At 53.3% G+C, this 12,737-nt stretch carries 15 protein-coding genes; 13 read left to right on the top strand and 2 right to left on the bottom strand.

The genetic code is table 11. The features are described 5' to 3' along the window. Positions 1 to 99: 99 nt before the first annotated feature. The 3 genes from ACI1P2_RS04110 to ACI1P2_RS04100 all read left to right on the top strand — a co-directional run bounded on the left by ACI1P2_RS04110 (position 100) and on the right by ACI1P2_RS04100 (position 1,966). Complete coding sequence (locus ACI1P2_RS04110) at positions 100 to 468, top strand: winged helix-turn-helix transcriptional regulator (RefSeq protein WP_355317107.1); 369 nt, start codon at positions 100 to 102, stop codon at positions 466 to 468. Positions 469 to 761: 293 nt separating this feature from the next. Beyond that, entirely contained in the window at positions 762 to 1,571 is an 810-nt protein-coding gene (locus ACI1P2_RS04105) for an SDR family oxidoreductase (protein WP_355317105.1), read from the top strand. A 26-nt stretch (positions 1,572 to 1,597) separates the two neighbouring features. Next, positions 1,598 to 1,966, top strand: coding sequence for a DnaJ family domain-containing protein (locus ACI1P2_RS04100; RefSeq protein ID WP_355317103.1), 369 nt, complete (start codon positions 1,598 to 1,600; stop codon positions 1,964 to 1,966). Positions 1,967 to 1,979: 13 nt separating this feature from the next. On the opposite strand, the gene gluQRS is transcribed toward ACI1P2_RS04100, so the two are convergent. Further along, complete coding sequence (gene gluQRS / locus ACI1P2_RS04095) at positions 1,980 to 2,975, bottom strand: tRNA glutamyl-Q(34) synthetase GluQRS (protein ID WP_355317102.1); 996 nt, start codon at positions 2,973 to 2,975, stop codon at positions 1,980 to 1,982. A gap of 209 nt (positions 2,976 to 3,184) precedes the next feature. Here gluQRS and hrpB point away from each other — a divergent pair, with 209 nt between their 5' ends. The 7 genes from hrpB to ACI1P2_RS04060 all read left to right on the top strand — a co-directional run bounded on the left by hrpB (position 3,185) and on the right by ACI1P2_RS04060 (position 10,421). Next, positions 3,185 to 5,689 (top strand): ATP-dependent helicase HrpB, encoded by a 2,505-nt coding sequence (hrpB, locus tag ACI1P2_RS04090; protein ID WP_355317100.1) that lies wholly within the window; start codon positions 3,185 to 3,187, stop codon positions 5,687 to 5,689. A 122-nt stretch (positions 5,690 to 5,811) separates the two neighbouring features. Then, a complete protein-coding gene (locus ACI1P2_RS04085) occupies positions 5,812 to 6,363 on the top strand; it encodes a general stress protein (RefSeq protein ID WP_355317099.1) in 552 nt (183 codons plus the stop codon). A 376-nt stretch (positions 6,364 to 6,739) separates the two neighbouring features. After that, positions 6,740 to 7,924 (top strand): acyltransferase, encoded by a 1,185-nt coding sequence (locus ACI1P2_RS04080; protein ID WP_355317097.1) that lies wholly within the window; start codon positions 6,740 to 6,742, stop codon positions 7,922 to 7,924. A 175-nt stretch (positions 7,925 to 8,099) separates the two neighbouring features. Further along, positions 8,100 to 8,522, top strand: coding sequence for a VOC family protein (locus tag ACI1P2_RS04075; RefSeq protein WP_355317096.1), 423 nt, complete (start codon positions 8,100 to 8,102; stop codon positions 8,520 to 8,522). Positions 8,523 to 8,825: 303 nt separating this feature from the next. Next, positions 8,826 to 9,185, top strand: a complete 360-nt coding sequence (locus ACI1P2_RS04070; protein WP_355317095.1) for a Replication termination protein — start codon at positions 8,826 to 8,828, stop codon at positions 9,183 to 9,185. 24 nt (positions 9,186 to 9,209) lie between these two features. Continuing rightward, positions 9,210 to 10,214, top strand: a complete 1,005-nt coding sequence (locus tag ACI1P2_RS04065) for a Gfo/Idh/MocA family protein (protein WP_355317093.1) — start codon at positions 9,210 to 9,212, stop codon at positions 10,212 to 10,214. A gap of 27 nt (positions 10,215 to 10,241) precedes the next feature. After that, positions 10,242 to 10,421, top strand: a complete 180-nt coding sequence (locus ACI1P2_RS04060; protein ID WP_355317092.1) for a hypothetical protein — start codon at positions 10,242 to 10,244, stop codon at positions 10,419 to 10,421. A gap of 60 nt (positions 10,422 to 10,481) precedes the next feature. Here the strand turns inward: ACI1P2_RS04060 and ACI1P2_RS04055 are convergent, their stop codons facing one another. Beyond that, positions 10,482 to 11,048: a TraR/DksA C4-type zinc finger protein gene (locus ACI1P2_RS04055; protein ID WP_355317090.1), complete on the bottom strand. Its 567-nt coding sequence runs from the start codon at positions 11,046 to 11,048 to the stop codon at positions 10,482 to 10,484. 190 nt (positions 11,049 to 11,238) lie between these two features. Between ACI1P2_RS04055 and ACI1P2_RS04050 the strand changes: the two genes are divergently transcribed. The 3 genes from ACI1P2_RS04050 to ACI1P2_RS04040 all read left to right on the top strand — a co-directional run bounded on the left by ACI1P2_RS04050 (position 11,239) and on the right by ACI1P2_RS04040 (position 12,715). Next, positions 11,239 to 11,616 (top strand): DivIVA domain-containing protein, encoded by a 378-nt coding sequence (locus ACI1P2_RS04050; RefSeq protein ID WP_355317089.1) that lies wholly within the window; start codon positions 11,239 to 11,241, stop codon positions 11,614 to 11,616. 6 nt (positions 11,617 to 11,622) lie between these two features. Then, the gene (locus tag ACI1P2_RS04045; protein WP_355317088.1) at positions 11,623 to 12,123 is read left to right on the top strand and encodes a metallophosphoesterase family protein; all 501 of its coding nucleotides are present in this window, start codon (positions 11,623 to 11,625) and stop codon (positions 12,121 to 12,123) included. Between the two features lie 121 nt (positions 12,124 to 12,244). Beyond that, positions 12,245 to 12,715, top strand: coding sequence for a DUF6376 family protein (locus ACI1P2_RS04040; protein ID WP_355317086.1), 471 nt, complete (start codon positions 12,245 to 12,247; stop codon positions 12,713 to 12,715). Positions 12,716 to 12,737: the final 22 nt, after the last annotated feature.

Below are 12,737 nucleotides of genomic sequence, written 5' to 3'. Positions count from 1 at the left end.
GAATTCGCTGCCGGCGTTTTTTTGCTCAAAGTTCATGTATTGTAGTATACTTTTTATACTTAGTAACGAAAAAATTCTGTATGGAGAAGGAGGAGAGGTATGCGAAATCGAAAAGGCGGCTATGGATCTTGTCCTGCCGGTTGTCCGGTGGAGTCTACGCTCGATGTGATCGGCGGCAAATGGAAGGGAATTATTTTATACCATCTGATGAGTGGCACGAAGAGATTTAATGAATTCCGACGGTTAATGCCAGGCTTGACGCAGCGAATGCTGACACTGCAGCTGCGCGAGCTTGAGGAGGACGGGGTTGTACACAGGGAAGTATATCCTGTCGTCCCGCCCAAGGTGGAGTATTCACTGACCGAATTCGGATTGACATTAAAGCCGATTATCATGCTCATGCAAGAGTGGGGAACGCAGTATGAGAAAATGAAACCGCGAAAATTCACGGAGGACAAAACTGTATAACCGCCTATGTTTCATTCAAACAGGCTCAGGAGAGTTTATATAAGGGTTCTTTTTGGGTAATCTTGAGAATACCGCTGTTCTCAGCATTATATTTAAAATGCGTGTTCAAAAAGTCAGGTTTTCAGCACCGAGAAGATTGAATGAAGCTAGGGACTGAGGAGCGGAGCGTACTTGGGGTACGTGAGCCCCGGAAGGCCCGGCTGAATTCAAGATTCGATGTCGAGTCCGCTTCCTGACTTCCTTCGTGATCAAAAGATGACTTTTTGAACTACCTCTAAAAGGAGCGTGTACATATGAGCTACTCTGTGGCAGATGGAGCCGCGTTTGAAGGAAAGACGGCCATCGTGACCGGTGCGGCTTCGGGTATTGGCAAGGCCGCTGCGCTGCGGCTGGCAAAAGAAGGAGCCAATGTCGCCCTGTTTGACCTGGACCATGACCGCACCAAGACAGCCGAAATGGAGATTAACAGTATCCGCACAGGTGCCGCACGTGCTTTTGAAGTGGACATTTCCGATCCAATCCGGGTGGAAAAAGCGGTGCTCGAAGCTGTTGAGCTCTTTGGAGGGCTGGATATTGTCTTTGCCAACGCAGGCATTAACGGTGTGGTCGCCCCTATTGAAGAGATCAGCATCGAGGATTGGCGCAGGACGCTGGCTACCAATCTGGACGGGACGTTCCTGACGATGAAATACACGGTGCCCCATTTGAAAAAGCAGGGCGGGGGCAGCATCATTATTACGAGCTCGATTAACGGAAATACACGCTTCACAAGCTTTGGCATGTCCGCATACAGTACATCCAAGGCTGCGCAATCCGCTTTTGCCAAAATGGCGGCTTTGGAATTGGCGAAATTCCGCATCCGGGTTAACGTGATTTGTCCGGGGGCGATTTCCACCAATATCGATGATTCCACGATGAAGACAGAAGGGCTGAAAGAAATCATCATTCCTGTTGAGTTTCCGGAGGGAGGGCAGCCTTTGGCGGGTGGCCCGGGCCAGCCGGAGCAGGTGGCTGATCTGGTGTGCTTCCTGGCATCGAGGCAATCCAGTCATATTACGGGGGCGCAGATTGTCATCGACGGGGCGGAGTCGCTGTTGTTTTAGCCGTTGTTTAAAGAGGGGGTACGGAGATGTTTTCACGAATAGCTGAAGAAAAAATTGCCAAGGCGGTGGCAAGAGGCGAGCTGGACAACCTGCCGGGAGCCGGCAAGCCGCTCATCATAGAAGATTTGTCCATGGTGCCAGAGGATTTGCGAATGTCCTACAAGCTGCTGAAAAATGCCGGTGTGCTGCCGGAGGAGCTGCAGCTGCAAAAGGAATGTGTTCAGCTCAGGGATCTGCTTTATGCCTGCCGGTCGGAAGGCGAGAAGAGCGAGATCAGCAGGAGGCTGACCGAAAAATCGCTCAGGCTGCGCATGCTTCTGGAGCAGCGGGGGCTCGACTCCTCCGCCGTATTTCGCGAGTATGAGCAGGCTGTAAGGGAGAAGCTGGAAGAATAGCCTACCGCTGCACTCATACCGTATACACCTGCAGCGACATCATGTCCTCCTCGGTCAGCCTTACCGGCTCTGCAGGCAGCCTGCTCATATCGAAGAGCGGCACCAGCTCTGCAGCTGTAACGGGAACAGGCCTGGGAGTAAGACCGCTCATGAAGGCAAGCCAGCCGACAACCGTCTCGGGACGAACGCCGCGCTCGCGCATGGCCTGCAGGGCGATGCCTCCATGCCGTTTGGCGAGGCGGCGGCCATCCGGGCCATAGACGAGGGGGACGTGCGCAAAGCTGGGCGGGGTGTACCCGAGCGCTTCATACAGCAGCAGCTGGCGCGGTGTGGAATCCAGCAGATCGCTCCCCCTCAGGACATGGGTAATCTTCATCTCTGAGTCATCCACCACTACGGCAAGCTGATAGGAGAACATGCCGTCCGCGCGCTTCACAATAAAATCACCGCCTGCCGAGGCAGGAACGGATACGCTGCCGGCCGCCTGATCGTGAAAGGTTATGACACTTTCCGGGTTATCCGGGACTTTCATCCGCAGAGAGGGCGTTTTATGACGCTCTTTTTCTTTTTTTTCCTTCTCGCTGAGACAGCGGCAGGTCCCGGGATATGCGGGGCCTTCTCCGGCAAGCCCATGGGGCGCGCTGGCCGCCCCCAGAATGTCCGCCCGGCTGCAAAAGCAGGGATACAGCAGCCCTTGCTCACGCAGCTCCTTCAGGGCCGCCTCATAGCGTTCCAGCCTTTCACTTTGCGTATACGGCCCGTAAGGCCCCCCTTTATCCGGCCCTTCGTCCCAGTCCAGGCCCAGCCATTGCAAATCCTCCAGGATGGCCTTGACCAGATGACTGCGCGAGCGGGTCATATCGATATCTTCAATCCGCATGACATAGGTGCCTCCTGCGGCGCGAATCTGCAGCCAGGAGAGCAGAGCCGTCCGTGCGTTGCCAAAATGCATCAGTCCAGACGGCGTGGGAGCGAAGCGGCCCCTGATCGTATTCTTGCAATCATACATTTGTATACCCCGTTTCAAAATGTGAACTACATAGCCCTATTATAAAGTGAGCGCCTCCGGATTGCATGCGGACAGGACAGGAAGGAAGCCTGAACTGAGCCTAAACAAGGCTCTACCCGGGACGCATACAGCTTCAGGGTGCTCCATGTTATGGATTTCGATATAATAGACAGAAAGAAGAAGACCATTTAAAGAGGTATCATAAAATGATGTTGAAAAAAGAACTCCCCATTTATCATATACTGCCTGAAATAAAGGATACACTACGGAACGGGTCCTCTGCCGTGCTGGTCGCCGAGCCGGGCGCCGGCAAAACGACCGTGGTTCCTCTGGCACTGCTTGAAGAGACCTGGCTTGCAGGCAGAAAAATCATTATGCTTGAGCCGCGGCGGCTGGCCGCCCGCTCAGCTGCGGCCCGCATGGCTGACGCACTGGGAGAAAAAGTCGGGGAAACGGTCGGCTACAGGGTGCACCTGGATACGAAGATTGGCCCGTCCACACGAATCGAGGTCGTCACCGAGGGCATTCTGACCCGGATGCTGCAGGGAGATCCGGCGCTGGAAGAAGCAGGGGCCGTCATATTTGATGAATTCCACGAACGCAGCCTGCATGCTGATCTCGGTCTTGCCCTGGCCCTGCAGACGCAAAGTCTGCTGCGGCCGGATATGCGCCTGCTGGTCATGTCGGCTACGCTCGAGGCGGAGCCGGTAAGCCGCCTGCTCGGCGGAGCCCCTCTGCTGCAGAGTTCAGGCCGGACCTATCCGGTGGAGACGGTCTACGTCCCGAAGTCGAAGGCAGCCCCTTTGGAAAGCTTTGTGGCGGAGCAGATAACGAGGCTGCTTCCCAGGCATGAAGGAGATCTGCTTGTATTTCTGCCAGGAGCACGAGAGATTCACCGTACTGAAGCCGAGCTAATGGCCCGCGGTTTGCCGTCCGGTACTTATGTGTGCAAGCTGTATGGGGCTCTTTCGCTGAGAGAGCAGGATCAGGCGGTGCGCCCTTCACCGGTAGGACAGCGCAAAATCGTGCTCGCCACCTCCATTGCCGAATCCAGCCTTACGATCGAAGGCGTGACGGTTGTCGTCGACAGCGGAATGCGGCGGGAGCCTGTATTTTCCCCGCGCACAGGCATGAACCGGCTCGAAACGGTCAAGGTGTCCAAGGCTTCGGCGGATCAGCGCCGGGGGAGAGCCGGACGGTTGGGCCCCGGAACATGCTACCGGCTGTGGAGCATGGAGGAGCACGGGGGGCTTGCCGACGCCGGACGGCCGGAAATTTTGTCGGCTGATCTGGCTCCCCTCGTGCTCGAAGCAGCGCTGTGGGGAGTAGAGGATGCATCCGAGCTCGATTGGATCGATCCCCCTCCCGCGCCTGCGCTCAGACAGGCCGGGGAGCTGCTGGAACGGCTGGGATGTCTTCGTGAAGGGAAAGTCACGGAGCATGGAAAAAGTGTAGCGGCCATAGCGGCTCATCCCCGGCTGGGCCACATGCTGCTCAAGGCCGCAGAGCTGGGATATGCGGGACAGGCGTGCTGCCTGGCGGCTTTGCTGCAGGAGCGCGATCCGTTTAAATCCGGGGCCGATCTGCGTCCCCGCATGGAGAGGATTTGGAACAGCCTTGCAGACAACCTACGCAAACCGGAGGCCAGTGCTTCCGTTGACCGGGAGCTGCTGGGCCGGATTGTGCAAAACAGCCGCCATTTGTTGTCCGGGCTTACATCTGTTATAGGTGAGCGGAGCCAGGATCTGAAGCCTGCTTCCTGCGGGCTGCTGCTGTCCTTTGCTTATCCCGACCGGATCGGACGTTCCCGCAGCGGGGGCAGGTATCTGCTAAGCAGTGGTCGTGGAGTCAGGCTTGCCGGTGAAGAACTGCTGTCCAGGTCGGAGTATCTGGTAGCCGCTTCGGTCGAGGATGCGGGCGCCGATGGGACCATCAGGCTTGCTGCGCCTGTCGAGGAGCGGGAGCTGACGAAGCATCAGCCAGGGCTGATCGGCGAGGAGACGGCGGTGTATTGGGACTCTGCCGCGGGAAGCGTGCGGGCTCGGAAAACCATCCGGCTTGGCGCTATTGTTCTGAAAGAGCTGGCGTACGAAAATCCCCCGCAGGACCAAATTGCTGCAGCCTGGATGGACGGGCTGCGGGACCGCGGACTTGAGCTGCTGTCCTGGACCAAATCGGCACGGCAGCTGCAGCAGCGCCTCATTTTTATGCATCGCAAGCTGGACGACTGGCCTCCAGCGGAAGATGCCGATCTGCTGGCTAATCTGGAGGACTGGCTGCTGCCATATGCGCAAGGGGTGCGGAGCTTGTCCGATCTAAAGAAGCTGCATGTGGAAGGCCTGCTGCTCGGCATGCTCAGCTGGGAGCGGCGGCAGGAGCTTGACCGTGAGGCTCCGACCCATATCCGTGTGCCAAGCGGCTCCAACATCCCCGTGGATTACAGCAATCCGGATGCCCCGGCGCTCTCTGTCCGGCTGCAGGGGCTGTTCGGCATGAGCGCAACCCCCCGGCTCGGCAGAGGGCGTGTGCCGGTTGTTCTGCACCTGCTGTCCCCTGCGCAGCGCCCCGTGCAGGTAACCTCAGACCTTGCAAGCTTCTGGAAAGAAGCTTATTTTGAAGTGAAAAAAGATCTGAAGGGCAGATATCCGAAGCACTACTGGCCGGATGATCCTCTGCAGGCCGTTCCGACCAACAGGGTCAGACCGGGAAAATAGCCCAGATCCCTTGAATTACTTGCATGCTCGCGAAGAATGGCTGCAGGGAAGCTCGTTTCGCCGTCTGCCGCGCAGGGTAATACAATGACGAACCACTTCAAAAAAATGAGGAGGTATCTGTCATGGAAACGAAGAGAATTGTCGGTGTTTTTGATACGGAAAGAGAAGCTTCGCGGGCGATTGAAGATCTGAAGCTTCAGGGAATTCCAAGGGATGAAATTTCGGTCATTACCAAGGACCGCGATGATCTGAATGCCATCAGTGAAGAGACTGGCACCAAGGCGCCGCAGGGGGTTGCAACCGGGGCCGCCACAGGCGGATTGTTGGGCGGCGTGGCCGGTTTGTTGGCCGGTATCGGGGCATTGGCCATTCCTGGCATCGGGCCGATTCTGGCCGCAGGTCCCATTGCCGCAACCCTGACCGGAGCTGCGGTCGGCGCAGGTGCAGGCGGTCTCGTCGGCGGACTGGTGGGCCTGGGGATTCCCGAGGATGAGGCTCGCGAATATGAGAGCTATGTGGATCAGGGCAAAATTCTGGTGCTGGTGGACTCGGACAGCAGAAGCAATCAGGTCTACGATATTTTTCGCACGAACCGTTCGCTGAATGCGGACCGTTATACGCTGCGTGATGATGTTACGAATAGCGCCCGTACAGATCTGTCACGGAAGATGTAATGCCCGGCGACTCAATTTAATAAATCATAGCTTTCAAAAGGGGTCGTCCCATGGTCATGCCAATGACGGGGACGGCCCTTTTTTGCCGGATAAGCTCATGGTCCCTGTTTCCCCAGCAGCACATACATCATAACAGCCAGCAACGCTCCGATCACGGTCATCAGAATGAGCAGATAATTATTTTCTTCTGCCTTGGCCTCTGAAGCAGTCATCTCGGTCACCTCATTTTCACCAAAAGAGTCTTAGTTATTTTAAACTGATTAGTTAATTTGTAACATGGAAAATGTTTTGTGCTCTTTCCGATGCTTTTACCATTTACGGAATACAAACAGCGATTATAATGGATGGGGAGACATCGAGAGGGTTGGGGGAAACGATGAGCAAAAAGGAGAGAGTGCCGGAAATCGGAGTTTTGCGCGGCCTTGCGTTTGCAGCCGTGGTGCTGCAGCATTCCATAGCGCATTATTCCATTGTGCCGGGGGTGACCCTGGCAGATGGGGTGCTGATGGCAATTTTGCTCCTAGCGGCGAAATTTGCGGTGCCTGTGTTTATTTTTATTACCGGACTGGTGCTGTTCTACAACTACGACGGCAGATTTTCCTACGGAACATTTCTTGCCAAGCGTTTTAAAGATATTGTGGTGCCGTATATCATCTGGTCTGCGGTTTTTGAGGCCGTAAACCTGCTGTCTGCAGGGGGAGTATTGAGTTGGGATGCGCTGCTGCTGTATGGACAAAAGCTGCTGACCGGCAAAACAAGCTACCATTTTTGGTATATCATCATGATTATTCAATGTTATCTGCTGTTTCCGCTGCTGCGGAAAGCGTTTCGTGCTATTGCAACCGCCATTCCGGCTAGAATGGGTCCGTCGGCCATCATCGCCGCGGGTCTGCTGTACACGGGACTTATGTTCTGCATTGGCCCGGTTTCCCGTCTCTTCGAGACGGCGGATATCCCGGTGCTGACATCGATGTTTACCGTTTATGCTGACCGGAACGTCCTGTATTTCCTGTTTTATTTCTTTCTCGGCGCGTCCGCAGGGATGAACATAAACCGTTGGAACAAGTGGGTCCGTAAAATTGGGTGGGTATACTGGAGCCTCTTTGTACTGTTGACCGGCATTCTGTTGTTCAGGCTTGTCGGAAGCTTTCAAACCGATGAAGGGCTGCTCATCCGGTTTAATTCGGTATCGCTACTGCGTCCGTTGATGGCGGTGTACTGTATCGTTTTGATTTTTGCGGCATACCGGACGGCCATGGCCATCACTGCCACAGGCTCTAGTGTCGTGCGCTGGATTTCTTGGCTGGGCACGGTTTCTTATGGTGCATATCTGATGCATCCGTTAATGCTGAGGCTTAGCTACCTGCCTGACCAGCAGTGGTTTGCTGGCTGGAATGTGACGGTCAGGGTGATGATTTCCTTTGTGTTCTGCACTCTGCTCTCAGTGGGATGCGCCTGGCTGCTGTCCAGGCTGCCCCTGGGGCGCTGGACGGTGGGGCAGCAGACGCGGCGGCCATCCACAACGGCCAGCAAGCCCACAGGTTTGCCGGGGCAAGCTTAACTGTTGATGCCGGCCGGCGGCACGACGCGCGACCGCTCCTTTGCAGGAGCGGTTGTTTTTTGTTTTTCGGATGCCTAATTCAATATATGAAAAATTCACATAAGTAGCTATGAGGCTCATTTAGAAGTATAGTATGATGAGCGTATATCATCTCTCTTATGGAAGGGGCCACAGCATGATTCAATCCATTGTCCATGTCGCTATTGTCGTAAAGGATTATGATGAAGCCATCGAATTTTATACAAAGAAGCTGAACTTTACTTTAGTGGAAGATACATATCAACCCGAACAAGATAAAAGATGGGTTGTAGTGTCACCACCAGGTTCAGTAGGCACCACATTATTGCTTGCAAAAGCGTCCGCTCCGGAAGAAGAGGAGTTTATAGGAAACCAGACAGGTGGCCGTGTCTTTCTATTCTTAAACACCGATAATTTCTGGAGAGATTATGAGGACATGCGAGCAAAGGGAATCGAATTTATTCGTGAACCCATTGAACAGCCTTATGGCACGGTTGCCGTTTTTAAAGATTTATACGGGAATCTGTGGGATTTGCTGGAGTTAAATAAAGACCACGTGATTTCTGCAAGAATAAAATAGTCTTTTTAGGAATAAAACAGCGGCAGTCAGGACTGATTTTTAGTTCAAGGCTGTCGTTGTTTCAATTTTGAAGCCATAAATCTCGGTTACAATTAAAAAATTCAATATATGAAAAATTCGAAATAGAAACACTTTCCCACCGCTCTCCCTTTATTCCGAAAAGCCACGTCGCCGCCCGCTCAACTCTATTAAAAGCCAAAAGCGAAAACACTCTATGAAAAATTAGAATAGTGGCAATGTGGAAATTACTATATAATGGAGGAAGGGAATGGTCCAAACAAGAGATGGGAGGGAGGACGAGGAATGGCGTTCATGATTTCGCAGCGGGCATTTATCAAGCTGTACCTGATTACAATGGTAGAAAAGCACCGGGAATACGGGTATCAGATGCTGGAGACGATGAAGGGCGAGTTTAAGAGCTTCGGTTATGTCCCTCCGCAGAGTGAAGTGTACAGGGCTCTGCATGAATTGGTTCAGGAGGGGATCTTTTATCGTACGAAAAAGCTGAAGGGCTCCGACCCGCGCGTGGACTTTCAGGAGATCGTCCTCTACCATTTTACGGACGGGGGAGCCGAGAAGGCCAAATTGTACAAGAAGCAGATCAAGGCGGACTTGGACAGATGTCTCGGTATATTGCACAAAGCTGAACAGGACAACTACTAAACCAATACGGGAAGGATGAGGAAGATGACCCGGAAATTGAAGTGGGGAGTTATCAGTACAGCGGATATTGCAAGAACAGCCGTAATTCCGGCCATACAGGAATCGGAGCGGGGAGAGGTCGTCGCCATTGCGTCCCGGAATGCGGATAAAGCGCTGGAGATGTCCAAGCAGTATAACATAGCAAGATCGTACGGAAGCTATGAGGAGCTGCTGCAGGACCCTGAGGTGGAAGCCGTCTATGTCCCGCTTCCCAATCATTTGCATAAGGAGTGGACAATCCGCTCGGCCCAGGCCGGCAAGCATGTATTGTGCGAGAAGCCTTCCTCTCTGAGCTCCGTCGACACTGCCGAGATGGTGGATGCCTGTAAAAAGGCGGGTGTGCTCTTCGCGGAAGCTTTCATGTACCGTTATCATCCGAAGCATCAGCGCATTAAGGATATTATCGCCAGCGGCGAGATTGGCGAAATTCGCAGCATCCACTGCACGTTCACCTTCAACAGCTCCGACCAGGAGAATAACGTGCGCTTTAACAAGGAGATGGGCGGCGGTTCTATTTACGATGTCGGGGTCTATCCGCTTTCAGCAGCACGTATGTATTTAAAAAGCGAGCCTGAGGCCGTGAGTGTGCGTGCGCTCTATTCCGAGAAGCACGGCGGCGTTGATATGATGGCTTCAGGCCTGGTGGAGTTTCCCGGAGACATCACCCTTACCTTTGATTGCGGCATGTGGGCCGCAAGCCGTTCCAATATGGAAATCCTGGGGACAAAAGGCACGATCGCCATGCCCAAGATGTTCGGCTGGGAGAAGACGTCTGTCGTTCCACAAATCTTCGTCCATGTGGGAACAATGACCCGCGAGGAAAGGCTGAAGGGTCATAACTCCTTCAAGCTGCAGGCCGAAGCGTTCGCGGCAGCCGTGCTGGATGGAGCGCCGCTGCCTTATGAGCCGGAGGATTCCATTTTGAATATGAAGGTGGTTGACGCCTGCCTGGAATCGGCCAGAAGCCGTAAGAGAGTTGTTGTGGGCTGATCTGCCGAATAAGTAAGGAGTGATCCGTTGGCTGAAGATGTTCAATCCTATTCTTTTCCATGGTTCACGCTGGCTCTGATCAACGCAGGATTAGCACAGACTAAAAATAGAAGCCGGGTGAATTGGTTCTTTATATCTTTATTGTTGGGCCCGATTGCCACTTTTCTTATTGTTGTATCAGATAAATTAGAGGATGAAGAGCAATAATAAACGAACTTAAACAGGCTGTCCGCTGGACAGCCTGATTTGCACAATCATTATTTGAGATTACATATCGTCATAATCTTTCACATCCCGCTTGGCGGCCATGGCAGGCGTGTTGGAGGTCCCGAAATCTTCCACGGCCTCCCATGCATCGGCATCATCGAATTTGCCTGCATTGCGCTGTCTAACCTCCCCTGCGCCTCTGGGAGGCAGAGTCATAACCTGCTCCTCCACCGGGCGGCTGCCCGAAACCTCGCGGTCAGGGGTGTAATCCATATGGTGGTCCGTATAGGGAATAGCCTGCAGACGCTCGAACGGGATTTCTTTGCCTGATACGATGCAAATGCCGTAGGTTCCATCCTTCATCCGCTGCAATGCGGCGTTAATCTGATCAAACTCGCTGTGGAGCGTCCCGTTGATGGCCATGTCGCGGCTGCGCTCGAACGTTTCTGTACCGAGATCGGCCGGATGGTTATCGTATGAAGTCAATTCTCCGGTGGACACCTTCAAGGAGTCGCCAAGACTTGAATTTTCCTGGCCGTTAAATTTAAAATGATCTTCCAGCTCTTTTTTCTGCTCCAGGAGCATGTGTTTCAATTTTGTAATTTGTTGAGGCGTTAAGTGGTTCATGATCACAACTCCCTTCTGTTTCATGGACCTGATTTGATGGCCTGTTACGGAATGAGGCCTGTAATGTTCTTTTACCCGGTGAGGGTGAATTGAAATCAGTAAGGCCAAGGCGTCGCCAGAGAGAGGAACGGGTTTTATCTCCGTGTCGAAATATGTTATAAAAATAAAAGGAGAGAAGGAGGTCGTACTGATGGATGAATATATGAAACGCAGGCTGGAAAAGCAAAAGCAGCTGTTTAAGCAGCTTGGCATACAATTAGACGCGCTTTCCATTCACCAGAAGCAGTTTAAAACCAAGATGCGCGGTTATGATCCGGATGAGGTCGATGCCTTTTTGGATGAAATCATTAAGGACTATGAACGTTTTTACGCCAATGTTGCGGATTTGATGGATAAATGGCAGGAGCAGCAGGCTTTGATCAAGGAATTGAAAAGCGCTCCCAAACCGGCTTCCGATTTCAGCACGATTGACCGCAGGCAGCTTGAAGAGGTTGTTAAGCAAATGGAAAACAGCCTGCGGCTGCTGAAGGTGCGTTTGCGGCCGGAAAATGACTACTTCCCGGAGTGAAGAGACATGAAAATCATCGTAATTTCCGATACACATATTTCGTCGGCAGCGCGCGGGCTGCCTTCGGCTCTGCTGAAGGAACTTCCGGGCGCGGATCTGATTCTTCACGCAGGAGACTGGACGGATTGGAGCGTATATGAGAAGCTGTCTGCTTTCGCTCCTGTGGAAGGGGTTGCAGGCAATAATGACGGACCGGATATCGTACAGCGGCTTGGTTACGAGCGGATCGTGGAGGTCGGAGGCAAGCGAATCGGCATCGTGCATGGAGACGGCTTTCGCGGCACGACGGAGGAGCGGGCCATTGCCGCTTTTGCCGGCCGCCAGGTCGATTGTATTATTTACGGCCACTCCCACATCCCGACAGTAAGAACAATTAACGGCGTATTGGTGCTGAATCCGGGCTCGCCTACCGATAAGCGGAGACAGGTGCAGTATTCTTTCGCAGTATTGAACCTGAATAACGGCAGCTTTGAGGCAAAGCACATCTTTTATTCCGACAAAAGCTGATCCTTACTTGGCCGCATTACAAGCAGCAGGTACTTTCCTGGAGCCTCGAAATGTATTTGAAACGTTCAGGGATCCTGAGCGTAAGCATTCGTAAAGCTATGATGCAGAGGAGTGCTTGCTTATGAAAATCCGAAAGAGGAAAATTGGACAGGCGGCTGCAGCGATCGTCATGGGTATCAGTCTGGCGCTGGCTGCTGGCTGCGGAGCCGTTGACAGTGTCAATCAATCCCTGGATTACGCGAATGAAGCAACCGGATTTGTTACCGACATCAGCTCGGCTGGCACGGAGCTGCAGCGTCTGGCGGAGCAGGCCGTATCCGATCCGCAGGCGCTTGCAGACCTGAAGAATCAGCTGCAGGCATTGCGTGACGAGGCACAGCAGTTTACACAGACAGAGGCGCCTGCATATGCACAATCGATCCATGGAGAGATCAGCGGTTATGCCCAATCCCTGAGTGAAGCGGCAGATTCTTTCCTGCAGCGAATGGAGCAGCAGGGGTTTACCATCGAAGCCTGGCAGCAAACCGAGATTGCGCAGCTGATTCAGCAAATTACAGAGCTGAAGGACCAGATTAATCAGTTGGGTGGTTGAGACATTGTTTAGAATTTCCCTG

This window comes from Paenibacillus jiangxiensis (assembly GCF_046098255.1).
Taxonomy (GTDB): Bacteria; Bacillota; Bacilli; order Paenibacillales; family Paenibacillaceae; genus Paenibacillus; species Paenibacillus jiagnxiensis.
This window is presented reverse-complemented; position numbering and strand designations above follow the sequence as displayed.

Coding starts and splice junctions, on each gene's coding strand:
- ACI1P2_RS04110 (WP_355317107.1), top strand. CDS start 100: ATGCGAAATCGAAAAGGCGGCTATGGATCTTGTCCTGCCGGTTGTCCG.
- ACI1P2_RS04105 (WP_355317105.1), top strand. CDS start 762: ATGAGCTACTCTGTGGCAGATGGAGCCGCGTTTGAAGGAAAGACGGCC.
- ACI1P2_RS04100 (WP_355317103.1), top strand. CDS start 1,598: ATGTTTTCACGAATAGCTGAAGAAAAAATTGCCAAGGCGGTGGCAAGA.
- gluQRS (WP_355317102.1), bottom strand. CDS start 2,975: ATGTATGATTGCAAGAATACGATCAGGGGCCGCTTCGCTCCCACGCCG.
- hrpB (WP_355317100.1), top strand. CDS start 3,185: ATGTTGAAAAAAGAACTCCCCATTTATCATATACTGCCTGAAATAAAG.
- ACI1P2_RS04085 (WP_355317099.1), top strand. CDS start 5,812: ATGGAAACGAAGAGAATTGTCGGTGTTTTTGATACGGAAAGAGAAGCT.
- ACI1P2_RS04080 (WP_355317097.1), top strand. CDS start 6,740: ATGAGCAAAAAGGAGAGAGTGCCGGAAATCGGAGTTTTGCGCGGCCTT.
- ACI1P2_RS04075 (WP_355317096.1), top strand. CDS start 8,100: ATGATTCAATCCATTGTCCATGTCGCTATTGTCGTAAAGGATTATGAT.
- ACI1P2_RS04070 (WP_355317095.1), top strand. CDS start 8,826: ATGGCGTTCATGATTTCGCAGCGGGCATTTATCAAGCTGTACCTGATT.
- ACI1P2_RS04065 (WP_355317093.1), top strand. CDS start 9,210: ATGACCCGGAAATTGAAGTGGGGAGTTATCAGTACAGCGGATATTGCA.
- ACI1P2_RS04055 (WP_355317090.1), bottom strand. CDS start 11,048: ATGAACCACTTAACGCCTCAACAAATTACAAAATTGAAACACATGCTC.
- ACI1P2_RS04050 (WP_355317089.1), top strand. CDS start 11,239: ATGGATGAATATATGAAACGCAGGCTGGAAAAGCAAAAGCAGCTGTTT.
- ACI1P2_RS04045 (WP_355317088.1), top strand. CDS start 11,623: ATGAAAATCATCGTAATTTCCGATACACATATTTCGTCGGCAGCGCGC.
- ACI1P2_RS04040 (WP_355317086.1), top strand. CDS start 12,245: ATGAAAATCCGAAAGAGGAAAATTGGACAGGCGGCTGCAGCGATCGTC.